Annotated in this window: 19 protein-coding genes, 4 pseudogenes and 1 riboswitch; of the genes and pseudogenes, 16 read left to right on the top strand and 7 right to left on the bottom strand. The window is 40.6% G+C overall.

Annotated elements, in window-relative coordinates:
* Window positions 1-288: 288 nt before the first annotated feature.
* Complete coding sequence (locus ASG89_RS12250) at window positions 289-504, bottom strand: hypothetical protein (RefSeq protein WP_057310991.1); 216 nt, start codon at window positions 502-504, stop codon at window positions 289-291.
* 384 nt (window positions 505-888) lie between these two features.
* Here ASG89_RS12250 and ASG89_RS12245 point away from each other — a divergent pair, with 384 nt between their 5' ends.
* The 15 genes and pseudogenes from ASG89_RS12245 (at window position 889) to ASG89_RS12180 (ending at window position 13,678) form a co-directional block, all read left to right on the top strand.
* Window positions 889-1,431: a GNAT family N-acetyltransferase gene (locus tag ASG89_RS12245; RefSeq protein WP_057310990.1), complete on the top strand. Its 543-nt coding sequence runs from the start codon at window positions 889-891 to the stop codon at window positions 1,429-1,431.
* A 194-nt stretch (window positions 1,432-1,625) separates the two neighbouring features.
* A complete protein-coding gene (murD, locus tag ASG89_RS12240) occupies window positions 1,626-2,957 on the top strand; it encodes a UDP-N-acetylmuramoyl-L-alanine--D-glutamate ligase (protein ID WP_057310988.1) in 1,332 nt (443 codons plus the stop codon).
* A gap of 165 nt (window positions 2,958-3,122) precedes the next feature.
* Window positions 3,123-3,698, top strand: coding sequence for a TetR/AcrR family transcriptional regulator (locus ASG89_RS12235; protein WP_057310986.1), 576 nt, complete (start codon window positions 3,123-3,125; stop codon window positions 3,696-3,698).
* Between the two features lie 250 nt (window positions 3,699-3,948).
* On the top strand, window positions 3,949-4,905 hold the full coding sequence (locus tag ASG89_RS12230; RefSeq protein ID WP_235549734.1) for a cytochrome P450: 957 nt from the start codon (window positions 3,949-3,951) through the stop codon (window positions 4,903-4,905).
* A gap of 84 nt (window positions 4,906-4,989) precedes the next feature.
* A complete protein-coding gene (locus ASG89_RS36335; protein WP_157276622.1) occupies window positions 4,990-5,154 on the top strand; it encodes a hypothetical protein in 165 nt (54 codons plus the stop codon).
* A gap of 194 nt (window positions 5,155-5,348) precedes the next feature.
* Entirely contained in the window at window positions 5,349-5,801 is a 453-nt protein-coding gene (locus tag ASG89_RS12225) for a DinB family protein (protein WP_063867835.1), read from the top strand.
* Between the two features lie 101 nt (window positions 5,802-5,902).
* Complete coding sequence (locus ASG89_RS12220; RefSeq protein ID WP_057310985.1) at window positions 5,903-6,133, top strand: hypothetical protein; 231 nt, start codon at window positions 5,903-5,905, stop codon at window positions 6,131-6,133.
* A 123-nt stretch (window positions 6,134-6,256) separates the two neighbouring features.
* Window positions 6,257-6,814 carry a hypothetical protein gene (locus ASG89_RS12215; RefSeq protein ID WP_057310983.1) on the top strand — a complete coding sequence of 186 codons (558 nt, stop codon included), beginning with the start codon at window positions 6,257-6,259 and terminating at the stop codon, window positions 6,812-6,814.
* A gap of 304 nt (window positions 6,815-7,118) precedes the next feature.
* Window positions 7,119-7,257: riboswitch (cyclic di-AMP (ydaO/yuaA leader) on the top strand.
* 226 nt (window positions 7,258-7,483) lie between these two features.
* A pseudogene (locus ASG89_RS12210) lies at window positions 7,484-8,018 on the top strand (4Fe-4S cluster-binding domain-containing protein); the annotation flags it as partial.
* Between the two features lies 1 nt (window position 8,019).
* Window positions 8,020-8,750: pseudogene (locus tag ASG89_RS12205) on the top strand (KamA family radical SAM protein); the annotation flags it as partial.
* Between the two features lie 563 nt (window positions 8,751-9,313).
* Window positions 9,314-9,883 carry a dihydrofolate reductase family protein gene (locus tag ASG89_RS12200; protein WP_057310982.1) on the top strand — a complete coding sequence of 190 codons (570 nt, stop codon included), beginning with the start codon at window positions 9,314-9,316 and terminating at the stop codon, window positions 9,881-9,883.
* A gap of 244 nt (window positions 9,884-10,127) precedes the next feature.
* Window positions 10,128-10,478: a hypothetical protein gene (locus ASG89_RS12195; RefSeq protein ID WP_057310981.1), complete on the top strand. Its 351-nt coding sequence runs from the start codon at window positions 10,128-10,130 to the stop codon at window positions 10,476-10,478.
* A 486-nt stretch (window positions 10,479-10,964) separates the two neighbouring features.
* Window positions 10,965-12,314 carry a hypothetical protein gene (locus ASG89_RS12190; protein ID WP_057310979.1) on the top strand — a complete coding sequence of 450 codons (1,350 nt, stop codon included), beginning with the start codon at window positions 10,965-10,967 and terminating at the stop codon, window positions 12,312-12,314.
* 80 nt (window positions 12,315-12,394) lie between these two features.
* Window positions 12,395-12,568: pseudogene (locus ASG89_RS12185) on the top strand (small acid-soluble spore protein H); the annotation flags it as partial.
* 273 nt (window positions 12,569-12,841) lie between these two features.
* Window positions 12,842-13,678, top strand: a complete 837-nt coding sequence (locus ASG89_RS12180) for a hypothetical protein (RefSeq protein ID WP_057310975.1) — start codon at window positions 12,842-12,844, stop codon at window positions 13,676-13,678.
* Between the two features lie 300 nt (window positions 13,679-13,978).
* Here the strand turns inward: ASG89_RS12180 and ASG89_RS12175 are convergent, their stop codons facing one another.
* The 6 genes and pseudogenes from ASG89_RS12175 to ASG89_RS12150 all read right to left on the bottom strand — a co-directional run bounded on the left by ASG89_RS12175 (window position 13,979) and on the right by ASG89_RS12150 (window position 18,821).
* Window positions 13,979-14,497 (bottom strand): DUF3231 family protein, encoded by a 519-nt coding sequence (locus ASG89_RS12175; RefSeq protein WP_057310973.1) that lies wholly within the window; start codon window positions 14,495-14,497, stop codon window positions 13,979-13,981.
* 70 nt (window positions 14,498-14,567) lie between these two features.
* A complete protein-coding gene (locus ASG89_RS37000; RefSeq protein WP_057310970.1) occupies window positions 14,568-14,921 on the bottom strand; it encodes a WGxxGxxG family protein in 354 nt (117 codons plus the stop codon).
* A gap of 218 nt (window positions 14,922-15,139) precedes the next feature.
* Window positions 15,140-15,973, bottom strand: a complete 834-nt coding sequence (locus tag ASG89_RS12165; protein ID WP_235549733.1) for a cytochrome c oxidase assembly protein — start codon at window positions 15,971-15,973, stop codon at window positions 15,140-15,142.
* Window positions 15,942-16,454, bottom strand: a complete 513-nt coding sequence (locus tag ASG89_RS12160) for a DUF2243 domain-containing protein (RefSeq protein WP_057310968.1) — start codon at window positions 16,452-16,454, stop codon at window positions 15,942-15,944. The genes ASG89_RS12165 and ASG89_RS12160 overlap by 32 nt, the downstream gene beginning before the upstream one ends.
* 189 nt (window positions 16,455-16,643) lie before the next feature.
* The gene (locus ASG89_RS12155) at window positions 16,644-17,849 is read right to left on the bottom strand and encodes an MFS transporter (RefSeq protein WP_157276621.1); all 1,206 of its coding nucleotides are present in this window, start codon (window positions 17,847-17,849) and stop codon (window positions 16,644-16,646) included.
* A gap of 108 nt (window positions 17,850-17,957) precedes the next feature.
* A pseudogene (locus tag ASG89_RS12150) lies at window positions 17,958-18,821 on the bottom strand (MBL fold metallo-hydrolase).
* Window positions 18,822-19,096: 275 nt separating this feature from the next.
* Here ASG89_RS12150 and ASG89_RS12145 point away from each other — a divergent pair.
* The gene (locus ASG89_RS12145; RefSeq protein ID WP_057310967.1) at window positions 19,097-20,770 is read left to right on the top strand and encodes a ribonuclease J; all 1,674 of its coding nucleotides are present in this window, start codon (window positions 19,097-19,099) and stop codon (window positions 20,768-20,770) included.
* Window positions 20,771-20,805: the final 35 nt, after the last annotated feature.

Raw genomic sequence — 20,805 nt, 5'->3', positions numbered from 1 at the left:
CTTTTGATTGTAACGTTGGCGGAATTCACTCATCTCGGACACCTCGTAATTTGGATAGGTCTATTATCTAACTCCCCAATTCGTTGTGTCCACTACTAAGTCTAAATTCAAATCTCATATCAAAAATTCAAAAGCCGGATTCGTGTTAATCACACGGAAACGGGCTTTTTTGTGTATACATCGCTGTCCGGTGAAGCTAGCAATACTGTTCATTATTTTGGCTAGTGTGGCATTTGCAAAAGCTAAGAGAAAAAATTAACGCAGCCTTAAAGAGAAGGCTGCCGACACTTACTCGGCAATTGATTCTAGCGCTTTTAATGCTATGTTTTTGGCTGCTTCGTTACCTTGCTCTGAGCTCGCTGCAATAGTTTGCAGTGCTTTCTGGGCTATCTCCAGTTGTGCGGTCATACGGTCAACCATTTTGGCGAGATCGATGGTAAAGTCGTCTGTTAACTCGCCATTTCCTATTAAAACGACTGCAGTAAATTCGAATCTATTCTTCATCCTTGATACACTCCTTCAGCTCATAACCTTAGTTATTAATTATTTTAATATTTACATAATAAGGTACTAGTGGGTCATTAAACTTTCATGGGAAACAGTAGCACAATAAATAGGGAGCATATCACTGTGAACAGCTATTGCTCCTGTTTTTATTAGGTTTATCAGGTAGCTTTTACTGTACTTCTAACTCAAAGAAAAATTTCCGTTTCCTTGATCTGCAAACCATCTCTTTATTTCCTACACGGGTTAAGTTGAATTCTTTAATTCCCTTTGGTGCTTTAGTATCTATCAGTGAACCAGGCGAGACTGTTGGTGGCTTAACGCCAAATTTGCGAACTTATTATGTAATAATTGTTTGAGAATCAGGGAGGGGGAGTTTGGCAAATGTACAAACTTATAGGGGATCGTATATATTTACGTGAATTTATCTCTTCAGACTGGCTAGATGTTCATGCGTATGCTTCGCAAGAGATTGTTTGCCGTTTTCAACCTTGGGGACCTAATAGTGAAGATCAATCAGAAGCATTTGTAAATCAAATTTTAGCTGATACTAATGAAACAAATAGAACACGTTATGTCTTTGCAATAGTTGAGAAAAGTACAGAGAAAATGATTGGTGCAGGTGAATTTAATATCAGATGTTTTACACATAAAAATGGCGAGATTGGCTATATAGTTCATCCTAATTATTGGGGTAAAGGAATCGCTACAGAAGTTGCTAAATTATTAGTGAATTTTGGCTTTAAGAAGTTCCAACTCCATCGAATTTATGCAACTTGTGACCCAAGAAATATAGGCTCCTCAAAAGTACTTGCCAAAATAGGAATGATACAAGAAGGCAGATTGAGGGATGCACTGTTAGTAAAAGACGGTTGGCGTGATTCACTGGTGTTCGGCATCCTAGAAGATGACTGGAAAATCATATAAGATTGCGATTACGTAACTGGGATACGATCGGCTGCCTTTTCCATTGAAGAAACGGATACAAGAGTTGAATAGACTTACACCATGGAACTGCCGCGGTATGATGCGGGCAGCTCCATTAAGCTAATACGATTGGGCAGTACAGTTCCAATATGTGGTATATTTAATCAAATGACATTTTCTAAGCGGAGGTGCTTATGAATCCTGCTTTTGAGACCTATATCCACTCGTTGGCCGGTCGGGACGTGACCGTCATCGGCGCCGGCGTGAGCAATTCACCACTAATCCGCATGTTGTGCTCTGCCGGAGCGCATGTCACCGTGCGTGACCGCAACTCGGCCTTACCCCGAGAGGAGTGGGACAATATAGGCGTCGGATTGCGCCTGGGCGCGAATTATCTGGATCGCGTTGGTGGCGACGTAGTGTTCCGCACTCCGGGCATGCGCCCAGACCATCCGGCGTTGGACTCGGCCCGCGCTGGAGGCAGTCGTGTGACCAGTGAGATGGAGGAGTTCTTTGCACTGTGTCCTTGTCCTATTTATGGCGTGACGGGTTCGGACGGTAAGACCACCACCACTTCTTTGATTGCAGACATGCTGGCTGAGGGGGGGCGTACCGTTCATCTAGGCGGCAACATTGGCACGCCACTTCTGACGCGAGTGGGCGAGATGTCGCCGCTGGATGTGTGCGCGGTCGAGCTTTCCAGCTTCCAGCTGATGGACATGAAGCGTTCTCCCCATGTGGCGGTGATAACCAACCTCTCGCCGAATCACCTCGACTGGCATCGCGACATGGATGAATATATCGCCGCCAAGCGCCGCCTGTTAGATTTTCAGAATGCTAACGACTTTGCCGTCCTTAACAGCGACAATCCGGCGACCGCTTTACTGCGTGGGCGGGGACAGTCCAAGTATTTCGGCGTGCACACTGTCCACGATGGGATAATCGACGGTCTATTACCCATCAGTGATATTCGTTTACCGGGTTGGTATAACGTGGAGAATGTTATGGCTGCCGTGGCCGCCGTGCGAGGGACTGTGTCTGATGAGGCAATCCTGGAGACGGTGCGCAACTTCGTTGGAGTGGAGCACCGAAACCAGTGGATTGCAACTGTTGGCAGTGTGCATTATTACAACAATTCAATCGGCTCTAGCCCCGCCCGTACCATCGCCACGCTGCATTCGCATGAGGGCCGGGTGTTGTTGATCGCCGGTGGGCGAGATAAGAAAGTACCGTTTGACGAGATGGCTAAACTACTGCCTGATCATGTCAAGGTGCTGCTGTTGATCGGGGAAGCGGCCGGTCAAATCGAAGAAGAGGTACGAAGATTGCCGAGTTGCCCACCTATTGTTCGTTGCGAAGGCTTAGCCGAAGCAGTCTCGCAGGCGCACAAACTGGCCGTCCCGGGCGACACTGTGCTGCTGAGTCCTGCATGCACTGCGTTTGACCAGTATCGTAATTTTGAAGAGCGCGGACGTCACTTTGTAAACCTGGTCGAGTCGCTTCAACGATCGGAGGGAAAGGAATGAATCCATTCAGATATGGCTTACTTCAGATAGTGATGATGCAAATGGGTAGTGTAGTAACCTTTAGCAAAAGACATATTGTTTTCTTTGATGACTTTTTACCAACATCATCAAAATAACTATACTGACTAGTCAGTACAATAATTATAACGAAAGGCTGAGTTCGATTTGAGTAAAGAGAAAATTATCCATGCAGCCATTGAAGTATTTTCGGAAAAAGGATATCATCGGGCGAGCATGGATGAAATTGCCTTGAGAGCAAATGTCGCAAAAGGGTCGTTGTACTACCACTTTCCGGGTAAGGCACAATTATTCAAGACACTGGTTAAGGAGGGATTTCAGGAAATTATCGATAGAATTCGGACCGATCTTAATGCTAATCTCAGCTTGGATGAACAAATAAAAAGAATCATCAGACACAATCTCGAACTGTTTTTGGATTCCAGCAATTTAGCCCATATCGTATTCAATGAATTATCAAACGGAATTGAATCGGAAGTTTTGGAAGAACTGAAACAACTAAAGGTTGACTATATTCATTTTCTCTCAGGCGTATTGGAGGAAGGGAAGCGCGAGGGTGTACTTCGTGATGTTGACTGCAATTTAGCCGCTGCAGGGATTATCGGGATGCTCGAAAGTGCATGTAAGTATTTGGATAACAAAAATGAAATGTCTCGAGAGCTTATTGAACGATTCTTTTACACAATCATTACATCAGGTTTGCTGATAAATTCCGGTGAATAAATTCACCTTTTTTTTTTGACTTCACTATACTGACCAGTCAGTATAGTGGCAAATATGTGAGAAAGTGATGGTGAAACGTATGATTATGAAAGCTTCCAAGCTAATATCTTTGTCTTATTTCAAACAAATGCGCACTTCCTCTCCAGTATTTTGGAATGAGAAGTATGGTTCATATGATGTGTTCAAATACGAAGACGTCAAAACGATTTTTACCAACCATGGGCTCTTTTCTTCCCAAGGGAGGGAATCCATGAAAGATCCGATTGATGCCAGCATTCTCAGACAGGATCCTCCCAAACATCGGCAGCTTCGGATGCTCGTTGCTCAAGCTTTCAGCCCTAGGGTGATCGAAGGACTCGCCCCAAAGATTGAAGCAATCGCGCATGCCTTGTGTGACCAGATAGAACTCGGCGGAATCATGGAGGGTCTCCATGATTTTGCAAGCCCCTTGCCGATTATCGTTATCGCCGAAATGTTAGGCATTCCGCAGGAAGATCGAGCGCTTTTTAAACAATGGTCTGATTCGTTGGTCGGGAACAACTCTGAACAATATTATCAATGTCAACGAGAAATGAGTGTCTATTTTACCGATATCTCAAATAAAAGGCGACGTGAACCGCAGGAGGATCTAATTAGTCATCTCATTCGTGCAAAAGGAGAAGAAGAGCAACTAAGCGATCTAGAAGTAATCAGCTTCTGCATCCTGCTGCTTGTCGCGGGAAATGAGACGACGACCAACTTGATTTCATCGGCAATGCTCGTTTTAGACAGCGACCCTTCCGTAAGAGAGCAACTCATGGCTGATCGATCCTTGATTCCACAGGCTCTTGATGAGGTACTTCGTTATTATTCACCTGTTCAAATGATGATTCGAACGGTTAAAGAGACCACGATTCTGAGCGGGCACACACTGAGTCCAGGACAAATGATTAACCTATGGATCGGATCGGCAAATCATGATGAAGAGATATTTGAGAATCCTCACATTTTCAACATCCACCGGAATCCTAATCCGCATCTAGCTTTTGGTCACGGAATACATAACTGCTTGGGAGCGCAGCTAGCTCGTATGGAAAGTAAAATTGCAATTCAAACATTGCTTGAGCGTTTCCCTGAATTCAGACATCATCACTCGCATGTTTTGGAACGAATCGATAGTTGGATCATGTTCGGCGTAAAAGAAATACCTATTATTTTGAAAAAATAAGAGGTGTTTAACATCTGTATAAATAGACAATAATTGGTCACCTCTCGGTGATCGTTTTTTTATTCCTTAAACATGGAGTTGATTATGGTGAGCAAAAAAGAGCGAGTAACTTTCATAACAATTTTAGGGCTAGTTATACTATTTTGCTTTTTCCCTTCTCCTACAGCAAATATTGAAGTAAGAAAACATATTTTACTTACTGGACATCCATTACTTGCTGTTACAACTGAATTGAAAAATCAAGGGTAAAGGGGATCCGAAGGATACTTGTTCTATGCTAGTGATCTAAGTTCGAGTTATATCTATGTTAAACAAACAAGATTAGGATGGATATTCGATAAATCAGGGACTGGCCCTTAAAAGGATGAGAACGCACGTTCTTTATGTTTGCACAAATTTAGGATATAATTAACATTATTTAAAAGTTATATGGGAGGATTACTATGACTGCTAATGAGGTACTGAACTATGGAAAGATAATTGAAGAAATAACGAGGTTTAAGGAGCTGGATGAACATCGTTTCCTCGAACCAATAAGTGAAGGCAAATGGTCAGTTAAGGAAATTATAGGTCATCTATTTTATTGGGATAAATTCATCCAGGAGAAGCATTTTCCTTTTATGAATGAAGGAGCTGTACTAAGCTCATTTCCCGACCATGATGAGCATAATAGTGAGGCTATACAATATATCAGTGCTTTTAAAACAACTGGCACTTTAATAGATGAGTTTGTTGAGAATAGAAAACAGTTAATTGAAATGATGTCTGGAATCGAGAGTGATGTCATATTTACAATTGGTTCGGAGAATCGCCAGTTTACAGTTGCGACATATCTAGAGATATTTATTGACCACGACAATCATCATCTCAATCAAATAAAAGTACGATTGACTTAACAGTGAAATCATTCACTCAGCTAACATACAGATTTACACTGGATGCACGTGTTATTAATGGTATAATATTCCATGTACTTTGAGTTGAGAGGGGATATGGAATGAGCACAATAAAAATCCACGAAACCCAGCCAGAGAAGGAAAGATTATATAACAACGATAAATTTGTTGATGAGGAACTTCGTTCTATTCAAAATATTGAGGGTGGAGGACCAATTCGAAAATTTGATTTACATACAATGCCACTTCCTCTTAAGGCATTCGGATACTTCTTCTTCTCTATTTTAGTGTTGTTTGGTGCAACAACAGTTATAATCAGTTTTTTACGTTAAATACAACTACTAACATGACTGATATGACATGACAGAGTCAACTAAAGCAAATAGCGGCAGCCTGCATTCGATAATGATAAGAATCTTTGAAGAGATTTTCGAGTAGGAGATGAGTTTAACACTGTGACTCGATTTTATTATATTGCTGCAAGCCATGCGCTTCCAACTGGCTCGTTCGGACAGAAAAAAACGGTTATGACGATTAATGATTACGTAACGAATGTGAATCCTGCAGCTATGGATCAACTCAATATGCAAATACTACTGGAGAAATACCCACAAGGTGATAAGCTAATGGATATCTATGAGACAGAAGAGGATGCAGCCGGTTTATACATATCCGGGCCCATGACCAGACATTCATCGAATCCTTTCCGTCATCCATTTGTTTATCAAGTGAACCCCGAAGGCGGTTCCTTTAAGATCAATAACGAAATGAAACAGTCTCATCCCGTTTCATACCAGACTAGCAAAAAGTGCTTAATAGAGCTATTCGATTATTTGAGCCGTAATATAGAAAAAGGTGACGACTTAGAGCTCTATTCTTGCTGGGCATACGGACAGGAAAGATTCTCGGACACTCCTAGAAAGGAACTTGATCTCGTGATTGAACTATCCACATTTCAATTGGGGAATGAGTTCGAGTGGAAAGAACGTCAGTATATAAGTGTAAAAAAGTGAGCCAAGGGACAGTATTTCATAAAATGGAAATAGAACTAATAATAATTGGATGATAGGTTACCAATAGTGAAACAATCCTATTAAAACTACGGTAAATGGATTTATTAAAACCCAGTGGTTATGGGGGTTCAACAGTCCTTTTTACCGCGGGTTTTTGATAGTTCGGCCGGCTTTGATTCTCAGTGTTCTGATTGCTGTAATGTTATTCATTTCATTTTCACCTCAGCTACGGCGACAATCCATTTGATGTCAAATGGACAAAATGTTAATGATTTCGTTTGACGGATGAATAAGCATTGTGTAAGATATACCTACGCTTAATTTCCAGCTTTATCTAAGCTCGGAAAGCGGGGGAACCAATTTTTTGGGGCGAATCTTTGAAGTAGGGAACCATCTTTCCCGAGCCCGGCAGCTAACCTCGTCAGCAGTGGATGGGTCAAGTTTTTTTATGATGCAAATAATTGCATTTTGACCCGTATTGACGGGTTTTTATATTTGTAAGACCCGTTACAGCAATGGGACTCGTAGATTTCCTGCGATTTCTTTGCTATACGGGTCTTTTTGTTTGCGATTGATACCCATCCATTATTTCTAAAAAAAGGAGGCATACATACGGTCTGAGCGATTTAAATATTCATTACTAAAATCAGTATTCAAGGAGGATCATCTATGGCGCAACCGAAATATATCACCGATATTGATAAAATTTTGGATATTCCTGAAGCGGAACGGAGAAAGTTGAAAGCAATCACGGAAAAGTTCGTGTTTCGAGTTAATGATTATTACTTGAAATTAATAAACTGGCCTGATTCTAATGATCCGATCCGGAAATTAATTATTCCTAACGAAGGTGAATTATTAGAGTATGGACGTTGGGATGCTTCGGATGAAGATACGAACTATGTAGTACCGGGCTGCCAACATAAATATCGCACGACAGCATTGCTACTGGTATCAGAGGTATGTGGGGCATATTGCCGTTATTGTTTTCGTAAACGTTTATTTCGAAATGACGTCAATGAAGCAATGTCTAACGTTGACCCGGGAATCGCTTACATTGCCAGTCATCCTGAAATAAATAACGTACTTCTGACCGGTGGAGACAGTTTAATTCTATCCACGAGTAGATTACGAAAAATTATCGAAGAGTTGCGTAAGATCGAGCATGTGAAAATTATTCGACATTTTGGTGTACAAGTATTTANGAGACAGTTTAATTCTATCCACGAGTAGATTACGAAAAATTATCGAAGAGTTGCGTAAGATCGAGCATGTGAAAATTATTCGTTTAGGTTCCAAATTACCCGTCTTTAATCCGATGCGGATTTATGAAGATAAAGAATTACTCGAGATGATTCGAAGTCACTCGACTGCTGAGAAACGCATCTATGTCATGGCGCATATTAATCATCCAAGAGAAATAACGAATGAGGCAAAGATGGCTTTTGAAGCCTTGCATGATGCAGGAGCCATCGTTGTTAACCAAACTCCTGTGCTGAAGGGAATCAATGATGATCCATCAATTCTGGCGGAGCTACTGGATAGACTATCTTGGGCAGGAGTAACTCCTTATTATTTCTTTATTAATCGTCCTGTTGCAGGTAATCGTGATTTCGTTTTACCCTTAGAGAAGGTGTACCATATCGTGGAACAAGCTAAATCCCAAACATCTGGTCTTGGCAAGCGAGTAAGATTGTCAATGAGTCATACTTCTGGCAAAATTGAAATTCTAGCGATTGAAAATGGAAAGGCTTACTTAAAATATCATCAATCAAGGGATAACCAGTATGGTAAATTTATAGTTCTAGATTGCCCTAATGGAGCAGCTTGGTTTGATGATTTGCCAGGAAGTGAAGTGCTTTGGGAAAAGCCGCAAAAAATTGCACAAGATGTAATCTCTGTTAATGAACTTCCGGAATTGCCTCAAGCCACCTAAATTAGAGGGGAGCAGTTTCATTATGATTATGAAGACAAGTGATACCCATTATATGAATGAAGAACCTCTAAACGGGATTCTTTTTGAATATGGTATTAAACAACCTGATATTACATTTATTAGGCATAATGAAAATAGGACTTATAAGGTCAATGATATTATGGGGTTAACGAAGTTCCCGTAGATGTTTTTGCCAAAATGTAAGGATTTACGTTGACGGGGATTTTGGGGTATTATGCTTTTCAAATGGAAAATGAAGAAGTTCATCCTTGGATTCGTGAACGGATGCCGCTTATTTCATAACTTCTAACCCATTTTCGTTAAACTCCCTCGGGAACGATACTTGAAAATAGGGAGTAGATCGCATCAATGGGCAGCTCCTCCTAAGTTCATTAAAGTAACTGGCAGTTTTGTGCAACATTGTTGTCAGCAAAAAAAATTCAGATACCCCCTTGAACCTTACGTAACGTAATGATTTATAGTGAACGTAACAGCAAGACAAAACACAGGACAACAGTCAAAAAGTCGAACAAGATAAATTCGAAATCGGAGGAGAAACAGACATGAGAAAACTCGTATTGTTCATGCATGTGTCGCTGGATGGGTATGCGTCAGATTCGAACGGAGGGCTGGACTGGATACCGTACAATGAGGAATTACAGAAATACGCCGAGGAGGTCGTAGCCGAAGTCGGCTCTCCCGTATACGGACGTACGACGTATCAGATGATGGAGAGCTACTGGCCCATGGTCCTGGATGATCCGAATGAGTCGAGGCACGGTATAGAGCATGCTAAATGGCTGCAGGATGTTAAGAAGATCGTCATTTCCGGCACGATGGACAAGGCGGAATGGAACAATACGATGCTAATCAAGGACAAGATCGCAGAGGAAATCAAGGCGCTCAAGGAGCAGCCTGGCAAAAATCTCGTTATCTTCGGCAGCCCGGGGGCTGCGAAGACGCTGCTTGAGCTCGGCCTGATCGACGAATTCCTACTGACGATTTGTCCGGTCGTCCTTGGCAGTGGAAAATCGGCTTTCGACGGCGGTATCGAGAAAATCAGGCTCAAGCTGCTGTCCAGTCGAACGCTTAATTCGGGCATTATCGCTACCCGCTATAAGTTAGAGAAATAAGTCGCACCGTACTAGGTGATCCACTCTAACAGGGAATGATAGCACAATATACAGGGTGCTGATTGCCGCGGCAGTCGCTCCCTGTTTTCATTCAAATAATGGACAGTATTCCTTAATAATATTATTTATATGGACATATGAAATTAAATCATACGAACAGCCGTTAGGGCCTCTAGGAACGCTGTTTCAAACAAGCCATATTGGCTTTAATAGGAAGTAGTCTATCGGAAAAGGAGTGTTTGGAATGTCTACTAAAAATACGCTATACGTCTCTGTATCCAACAAAAGTCTTGATAGGGAAGCTTCTATGAATGAACAGCTTGAGGTCCGCGGGACAGAGAAAGAGCTCGAAAAGCTACGTCAAATGCTTGAGCAACTACAGCGGGACGATGAAGTGACCCAATTCAGAGCTCCAATTCCGTATAAATCCGCCGATCACGATAAAGCAACGAATCAATTTAACGATGATCTGCTCAAACTCTATCAATTAATCTACAATTTGGGAACTGACAAGACGAAGGCTCATATTCATGATATGAACATACTTAATAAGCTGCAAAATTCCGATTACGATGATCCCGGCTACGAGCATTAAGTGGACATGAGGTAAGCGATATATTCTCAATATTAGAAAAACACCAATCATTTCGACGGAAGAAACAACCCCTAAGGGAGAATGTCGGGTGACAAGAACATTATCTCATTTAGTGCTTCGTAAATCGCGGCTTTTTTGTTTTATGGGTTAAAATTCTTGTCAAAACAAAATGACAAGTACTTTATCCCATTCTCGACCGAAGGCAGGGAGGAGTATTTTCCAACTGATTAAGCTCCCTCGGGATACGAAAGTTGAAGAGCTTGTGTTTCGAAAGTAAATAAAGTGAGATCAAAGAAAAATATATTGGGGAGTTGTTTCATTTGTTTTATCTAAGGCATGCTGCTTGACGTCTTTTAATAGAGATATCAACCGAATATATGTAATAAATACAATTTATAGTATTTTTAGTCAAGAGAAAGGAGATGAACAGTTCGTTCTAATTGTCAATGCAGTCGGATTACAAATCGAACAAGGAGTTGGACAAGTATGAAAAAAAGAGCTTCATGGAGAAAGTTGATAGTAGTAGGAACACTTTCATTCAACCTATTAATTGGCTGGAACTCAGGGCACGCCGCTGCCATAGGACTAGCACCCGAAACTTTGTGGGCAAAAAATTATGACACAGGTTTTGTACTCTCAGAAGTACAAGAAATGTCAGGGGATGGGTATACCGTGATGGGTACCTCTGAGGAGGGCAAGATTTTTCTTGCTAATATAGATGAACAAGGAAATCAACAGTGGTCAAAAGTATTTCAACTGCAGGCATTAAATTCTTCGGGTATTGAGAAACAGGTAACGGTTTCTTCTATTCGCCATCTAGATAATGGGGGATATATAGTAGGAGGAACTGTCCCAGGATTTTACTTTCGCTATAATGAGTATGTAATTGTCAAAACAGATGAGAACGGAGTAATGCAGTGGACACAGGTTTTTGACTCAGGTGCCTACGGTCACTTTAATATGATTCGACAAGCAAAAGATGGCGGTTATATAAATGCTATTTTTACGGAGAGTCTAAATGTAGGGTCGTTTCATACTTCAGTCCAAAAAAGGAATCGTAGCGGTATGAACGAGTGGACAACCGTTTTAGGTACAGGCGGACCGAATAGTCCGCATGTAGAAGCACGTACTATCGAGGAAACAGCAGATGGCGGTTATATTGTCAGCGGTACCAAGGGTACCAATGTTTCTATTTGGAAGTTGAATTCTTCGGGTAAAATAGAGTGGGAGAAGACATATAGTTGCAACGGAGGCTATGTTATTCAAACAACTGAAGGCGGTTATCTAATCGTTGGTTCTCGTTCAGAAGACGAAACTGTTCTGATAAAAACCGATGCCATAGGTGAAGAGAGCTGGACGAAAACTCTTGATGGAGGACAAACCGTCTCTCTAACAAATACCAGTGATGGCGGCTACTTAGTAGGCCAGTCTCATCTAGTTATCAAAACCGATGCTGCTGGGACTATTCAATGGTCAAAGCCAGTTAGTGGTTTGACAAAAGCAATTTCAGTTAAGAGCGGAGGGGCTATGATCCTTTCTTCTCCAGAAACTCTGATGAAACTGGCGGTTTATTCGTCCCCACCACAAACAGGGCTGAAGCTCGATTCAGAAGATTATAGTCTGAGTGTCGGACAAACATTAGATACTGTTCTCACTTCAGTGTACGGGGATCGAAAGGTAAATGTCAGCCAATATGGTAGCTATTCAACAGCTGATCCATCCATATTGACCGTAGATAGATTAGGTAATATTACGGGACTTAAATATGGGCAAACGGTATTAACAGCAACTTATAATGGATTACAAACTACAGCAAATGTGTATGTCTACCCGTAACAAATAGCTGCCGGTGCCTTTCCATGAATACATCCTTGCACATACACAAATAATGTAACTAGTACGTGAAGGAGGCCAAAATGAATAATCTACGCGCTCAAGAGATTGCAGTTTCACCTGCCATGGTTAATGTCACTTATAATGGGACGCCAATCTACATCCAACATGTAGACGAAAAGAACGAAACCGCTAGAATTTATCCTTTGGATCAACCAGAAAACGAGCAAAGCGTCCCTTTAAGTAGTTTAGTCGAGAGCTCTCAAATGTTAGAGATGGAAGACATTAAATTGATATGCCCATCGCCTAAGTGATTGAAAAGAAGTAAGTTTAAGAAAGAGTAAAGAGGATACCTCAGCGGTATCCTCTTTACTAATGAAATTGGGTACAGAAGAATACGACTAAATAAAATACTATCATTATGCTAATAAGGAGCATGTGTATAGGTATATAAATTTGAAAATCTGCAATAATATAAAAATATTCCACAAAACAAACTATTGTATTCATGTAATATAGGAGTGAACGATGTGCCTAATTCTTTTTGGTTTTTTGCTCTACTTATTTCAAGCTTAATATTATTTTGTTCTATAATATATAAAAAAAGAAACACGCAAACTCTGTTTCTGTATTTAACAATGGTCGGGTATGGTTATATCATCGAGACTATGATTTTTAATTTCTTAGGAAGCTATGATTATAAACCCAATATTATCAAACATGATTCATTTTATGATAGTGAATTGGGAGCATTTTTCTCAAACGCATTATCTTTACCGATCACAGCAACCCTGATAGCAACTTTCCACTTAAATTGGCTTTGGATTGTCATTTTTTCAGGATATTTTGTAGGAATTGAATGGTTCTTTTTAAAGCTACATATCTATACACACCATTGGTGGAGATTAGAATATACCGGATTAGGTCTCGTAATGTATTTTGTTTTGGCCAAGATCTTTTATAAATGGATTTTACTTCCTTCTCAGGGCCTTAAACACAATTTGATGCTTTATTTAATCACTGGCTCCATTTCTGCCAGTTGCCATATTCTTCCGATGCTATTTTTTTTGAATCGGTATTATCGCCCTAATTGGTTTGATAATGTAGGTCGCGATTCAATCGCCTTCTCAGCCCTATATTATTTGTGCGCAAGCCTTTATTATTGTTTAATTGTTAAAATCAATTGGAAAACAAAGTGGAAAAAATATATTTTAACAGGTTTATTTTTTTATATAGTGAATCAATTTCTTATAATGATTGGAATCCTTCACAGTCTTGTATGGTGGGACCAGATGTATTATGTTTTTCTATCCTTATTTCTAATCATGCTTGTTAATATCACAGATAAAAGATTATCTTCGCGATAAAAACAAAACTGCGGAAAACATGGTGCAATTCATATCAGAGGAGACCATTAAGCTAAGGGAAGAACGATAGTTGAACAAAAGTGGGTTCACATATTAGTGATATCTAATATGTAAACCCACTTATTGAAATAATTTTTCAGAGGGGTACTTAACAGTTTTACTTGGATTTCTTTTGTTCACCGGTTTTATTTGATGAAATGGTATGCTTTGGGTTGTTAGTGTCTTTTGTTTTACTCATGTTTATTGTTCACCTCCTGTCTATTTGTTAAGGGACCTTGGCTCACTTAAATACCTGAATCCTTAAGCATTAACAGTCTCAGGTCTTTTTATTTGTAGTGGTGGAGGAATTAGCCAACCTTTTTCTTTACTCATTTCAAGTATTTTTAAACCCAAGGCTGTTTTCGTTATATGGTATTTCGCGAAAAGAGCGCCAATATCTTCTCTAATCGCTTGTCCCATAGCTTGACTACAAGCAACAAGTCCTAGTGAAGTGTCAGCTGCAATTATGGCTGAAATTTCTGGATCGTTAAATCTTGCACCAACGGGGATATCCTCAAGTTTAACTGACGGTCTTTCTGGAAATGCAGGAATTGGTGCAAGTCCGTTCTCAACAAGAATCTTATCCAGTTCTTTTATTTCCAGCTTTGCTTGATCAATCAGATCGTCCAGAATTTTTTTGAGTTCTTTGTCGCCAGAGTGATTTAAGTAAGCCTGATAGCAAGAAACAGCTCCTTTAGCTACTGTTGAAGCTTGCCAACAACTAAATATTTCACCGTAGTGTAAAGGCTCATCTTTCGGATTTCCACTTAAAATTCCCATGTTATAATCTCTCCTCATTTTCAATTATTAACTTTATTAATCTTATAAGCTAATTCGAACTAGGATTAGCTTACCTTTCCCCAGCATGATTTCTTGATCTCAGTCCAGCTAGGCCAAGCAGACCAATTAACCCAAGCCAACCCCAGTTTGAGGCATCCGATCCTGTATTTGCGGTATCATAAGCGCGGATAGAATTTGAATTGCTAGAATACGAGTTTAAGCCAGTACCGTAATTTGCTTGGTTTAGCGTATTACTAGGAGAAGCAGCAGGAGAGCTAATCGTTCCATACCTATTTGTGTTTATACTAGTTGAACCTGTTGAAGCATTTATTCCAGCTCCTGTATTTTCATGGGCTCCAACTGTTCCAAGACTTAATGCTGATGTTAATAGAACAGCTAAGGTAATAGTTTGAATCTTTTTCATGTTAACCAATCTCCTCTCAAAATGCTTTATTTGCTATCGCATAGTTAGGATGCTCAATTGATGTTTTTAATAAAGAGGGATTAAAAGGAATGTAAGGTGGAGTAGTGAGATTTTTTCAGGAGACTTTTGGTTTCTACAATAATTAATCTCAAACAAATAAGCCAAATGCCTGTATTTGCTAAGGTATTTGGCTTATTATCTGTATTTATGAATGGGCTTTATTTTTTTGAATTAATAAGCTCCCTTTGTATTGTTATAACTGCATGCCGAGGGTGTACAGCTTTAAGCCACTGAGAGAAGAAGATCACAAGGATAACCATGTCGATCGCATCCCCGCCATAATACATGAGTTTAGCGCCGATTTCTACTTGGACTGCTGAGATCCCATCTAATGAGTTTGCATACAAATATTTTGATAACATCCCGTGTGCAGCCATCGATGATACAAATGCTATAGAACGATATACAAAGCTTGTTCGATGCGAAGGTTTGTCGATGTAAATTATCGAAGTCGTGAATAGGTAACCCGCTGAAAATATATGTAGATGTACAAATAGAAATAACACGGACGAATGGTGCATACTTGAAAATAGATCCGTTGTATATAAGATATAAAGCCCACCGATATTGAGTGCTGAAGCTGCAAAAGGATCACTTACGATACGAAAAGGTAAGCTTCTGAGGATGCGTGCCAGTCTACGTGATGATTGCAGAGGGAGGGTCCTTAGGCCAAGTGTTACTGGCGCAGCAAGTGCTATGAATAGCGGAGCCATCATCCCAAGAAGTAAATGGCCTAACATGTGAGCAGTAAAATTCATGTATGCAAGATGGGCTAATGGCCCAGCAATAGGTAGTACCGCACAAAATATGCCAAGAAACCAATAGATAACGCGTGCGACGGGCCATTTCCTGAAAGTACGGCTGGATTTCTTCGCGGCATATAAGTAGAAAATGAGTGCACTTAGACCTAGCAATATGAGGATAAAGTTAGAATTAACATAGCTTCCATGCGCAAGGTGTTCATTCGACATGAGAAGCATCTCTCTCGACATGTCCATTACGTGATTCTTTTCGTGAGTGAAGCGTAAGAAAGATTCCTGCGAGCAGCAAGATACAAGCTCCAATATTCCATATCATATCGTAAAAAATCACATTATTTGTATATCGAATTTGGTGAAGGCGCATGATTTTGTGTTGGACGGTTCCATCATACAGTTGGAAGGAGCCACTGCCTAGGAAAACACCACCAAACCATCTTTTGAGGTGTAAAGCTTCTCTACGACGTAAGTCCGCAAACATAAATAGTGATCCAATGGTAGCAAACCAACTGAATGCGTGAAACATACCATCGGAAATCAAGCCGATTCGGGTCGTGGATTTATCGTAGAAATGATGCCAATGTAAAAGTTGGTGAAATATCGTTTCATCAATAAAACCAATTAAACCAAGGCCAAATAAGATACCAGACCACAGATTGCGTTTAGCATAGACAGTGAAATTACGTTCTTTATTCATCAGATTGGATGTATTCATTCTTGGGATTCCTCTTCTAAATTTCCAATTTTCCCTTTTCATAACTTGCCCAATTATTGAAGTTGTAACCATGAAGAATAATGTTGCTAAGCATTAACAGTCTCAGGTCTATTATTTGTAGTGGTGTAGGAATAAGCCAACCTTTCTTTTTTCTTTTGCTCATGTTAATAGGAAAAAGACCTCCATGAATTAGAGATCTTCTTTACTTGGCTTAATAGCGAATAGAGCAAGCAGTGCAGCAACCACACATGTACCAGCAATACTAAAGAACATGATTTGCGTTGAACATTTAACTAGAATTGACGCCAGTGGGGGACCGACAGCAACACCAATGAACCTCATAGAGCTATATATGGAAGTTATGGTGCCGCGCTCCGCTTTATCAATTCCTTCTGTTATTAAGGCATCTAAGCAGGGGAGAGTGACGCCAATTCCAATACCAGCTAAGCTTACCAAACCAATCAACCAATATAGGGATTGAATAAAGCCGCAAACAACAAGAGAAGCAGTGATGATGGCTATTCCAGAAAAAGTAATCCACTTCATTAACTTTTTATTTTCACCAATTTTTTTGCCTGTAAGGAATGAAGCGAGGCACAGCACGGCCGAAGGGATGGCAATCACACATCCTTTCCAAATGCCTTTAATACGATATTTGTCCTCAAGCGTATCTGATAAATAAAACAATGTCCCAAATATAACAAACATACATATGCAACCTATGGCAAAAATAGCGGATAACCAGCGGCCATTATTACCAAATATCTTCTTTAGGTTTTGAAGAAACTCCCTAAACGTTACTTTTTCTTCTTTGTTATCTTTTTTTTGGGGAGATTTAACTAGAAAAGCAACTAATAGCGTTGAGAACGCACACAGCACAGGGATGGTTAAAAAGGGGAGATACCACACCACGAAAGCAAGTATCGACCCCAAAATTGGACTCAGAACTTTACCAAGTGTGTTGGCAGTTTCTACAACGCCCAAGCTTTTACTTACTTCACTTTCATTTTTATAAATGTCACCGACAAGTGGCAGCACAATGGGAAAAGCGCCGGCCGCTCCTACGCCTTGCAACGCTCGACCGAGCATAATGACCACATAGGGGTGTTCCATCCACCAAGCTGCTAAACCGGAAATCAAACCACCAATGCCAGTAATAACTAAACTAGGGACAATAATAATCTTCCTGCCAAAACGATCCGACAAATACCCTGCAATCGGTATAAGTAGGATAGCGACTGCAGAGTATACGGTAATTAATAAGCTCACTTGAAACGAAGTTATCTGTAATTTGTTGCGAATCGAAGGTAGAACGGGAATCAACATAGAATTTCCCAACGTCATAATTAATGGGATGGAAGCTATTGAAAATAAACTCCATTTACTTGTTTTCAAAACCCTGTGTCTTGCCCCCGTAAAGAATACACATTATCACCTCTTGCATTAATTTGCGCAGTCGTTATCAAATTACTCCTATCGGATTTAATTAATTGGAGGAAACGATTACTGAACTTCTTTATCTACATATCGACCATGGTCGGGGACAGCTATTCGTTTGAAATCGGCCACCAATTGAGACAATCCGCTTGTTAGTTCCTCGCCAGACATAGGTACCCCATGCCCGGAAATGGCTACACTCGGATGTAAAGCTTCTAACTTTCTAACGGATTGCTCAGCAGCATGCCAATCAGTTGTAAAATATACCGGAGGTCCTGTCAGCTTCTTCATCTGTGTTAGAACTTTATACAGTGAATCTTGCTCAACCGTTACAAACGCATCGCCTGCAATAAGTGCACGATCCTTATCACGAAAAAGCGAAACGTGCCCTGGTGTATGACCTGGTGTATGGATCCATCGCCATCCTGGCATGAAAGGGATACTTCCATCGGATGGTAAATTTTGCACATGACTTCCAAGATTGATAGGCTCATTTGGAAAGAATGGTGAGATCTTGGCTATAAGTCCGCCTTCAACGGAACCGTCAGGTTCGGGATAACTGGCTTGGCCGGTTAAATAAGGTATTTCAAGCTCGTGGGCATACACGTATACGTTCCAAGCTTTAATGAGATCAACAACAGATCCAACATGATCAAAGTGCCCATGTGTTAGAATAATGGCCTTAGGTCGCGATTCTGTACCAAAACGACCTTCTACGACCTTCCGAATACGGTTGGCTGATTGCGGCATGCCCGTATCCACTAACACCCAATCTTCGGCAGTGCCAACCATACTTATGTTAACGATCTGGTTGGTATAGCAGAATAGATCGGGGCTAACCTCTTAACCTTCACCGCTTCTAACGGAAGTTATCGGTATATAATGATTTTCCATTGTATCTTCCATATCCCTAATTTGTTTATGTTCCATTCTACAAGCTTCCCCCTATTGTAAAGTGACTTAAATTTTAGATAGTATGTCCAAGCTAACTTGATAGTTACTACTAGATAAAGAATAAAATTACTGCAAAGGTGATTATTTGACTATTTCATTTGGACACAATACAACAGAGGTGATTAAATGCGTTGTTTACTTTGCGAAAATGAGCAATTGATAAAAGGAAAAAATTCCAAGTGTTTTATATGTACCATTATCAATCGGCGAATCTCACCTAGACTTTAATCGTAAGTTATGGAGGTTATATATTGAAATCAGCCCAGGATAAGCTATCAATCGTAGCTCTTGGTGGTGTGAATGAAATTGGAAAGAATATGTACGTCATTCAATATAACGATGACATCATTGTGATCGACTGTGGTTCCAAATTTCCAGATGAAAGCCTGTTGGGCATAGATCTGATTATCCCTGATATCTCTTACTTACTTGACAATAAAGATAAAGTGAGAGGTTTGGTTATCACTCATGGACACGAGGATCATATTGGCGGAATTCCCTATATTATTAAACAGTTGAACATGCCCATTTATGCTACGCGACTTACCCTTGGCCTTATTAAGGGAAAACTGAAAGAACACGGACTTTTGGGCACGACTACCCTGCATGAGATTGATGCAAATACTAACCTTACATTAGGGGCCATTCCACTTAGCTTCTTTCGAACGAATCACAGCATTCCTGATTGCTTAGGTATCGTCTTCGATACCCCACAAGGCGTAGTTGTACATACAGGCGATTTCAAGTTTGATTTAACTCCGGTAAACGAGCAATACGCAGATATTCATAAGATGGCAGCGATTGGTCAAAATGGAGTACTTGCTCTGCTATCCGAGAGTACGAATGCGGAGCGGCCAGGTTTCACACCCTCTGAACGCTTCGTAGGCGATCATATTGAGGAAGCATTTGCCAAGGCTACAGGAAAAATATTTTTATCAACTTTTGCCTCGAACGTCAATAGGTTACAACAAGTCATTGTTGCAGCGGAAAAAACAAACCGTAAAATCGCCCTTTTAGGGAGAAGCATGGTCAATGTCGTGGATATAGCTTTATCGCTGGGCTATTTGAGAATACCTCCTACCATGTTAATTGAAGCTCAAGATGTGAATCGTTACTCTCCTCACGAGCTCGTCATCCTCTGTACGGGAAGTCAAGGGGAACCCATGGCTGCATTAGCACGTTTAGCGAGTGGCACACATCGCCAAGTCGGTGTTTCTCCAGGCGATACAGTGATTCTAGCAGCCACACCAATTCCTGGTAACGAGCGGAACGTAGCTCGTATCGTAGATAACTTATTCGCGAAAGGAGTTAAAGTAATCTATGGCTCTGGATCGGTAACGGGCATGCATGTATCCGGTCATGCCAGTCAGGAAGAATTGAAGCTTATGCTGACTTTAATGAAGCCTCAATACTTTATCCCTATTCATGGGGAGTATCGCATGTTGTATCAGCATCGTTTATTAGCTGAAGCTGTTGGTGTGAAATCGGATAACATTTTTATCATCAATAACGGCGAGGTGGTTGACTTTACTGGCTCTATCGTTCGTCAAGAGCGTCATATTCCGAATGGAAATACACTGGTAGATGGGCTTGGTATTGGAGATGTTGGTCATATCGTTTTACGCGATCGAAAAGTGTTATCTGAAGATGGTATTCTAATTTTTGTGCTTTCACTCAGTAAATCGGATGGCACCGTTGTATCAGGACCAGATATTATATCCCGCGGATTCGTCTATGTTAAAGAGTCAGAGGAGTTAATGGAAGAAGTACATCGAATTGCATTAACGACCATCATACAGCTGCAGGAGGTCAAAACGAACCAATGGGGGCTCTACAAACAAGCGCTTAAAGAAGCCGTTGGTAAGTATTTATACACCCAGACCAAAAGAAGGCCAATGATATTGCCGATAATTATTCAGGTTTAATTTTTCGTGAATATGGGTGGAAAATAGCCTGATAA

It is taken from the genome of Paenibacillus sp. Soil766, from assembly GCF_001428105.1.
Taxonomy (GTDB): Bacteria; Bacillota; Bacilli; order Paenibacillales; family NBRC-103111; genus Paenibacillus_E.
This window is presented reverse-complemented; position numbering and strand designations above follow the sequence as displayed.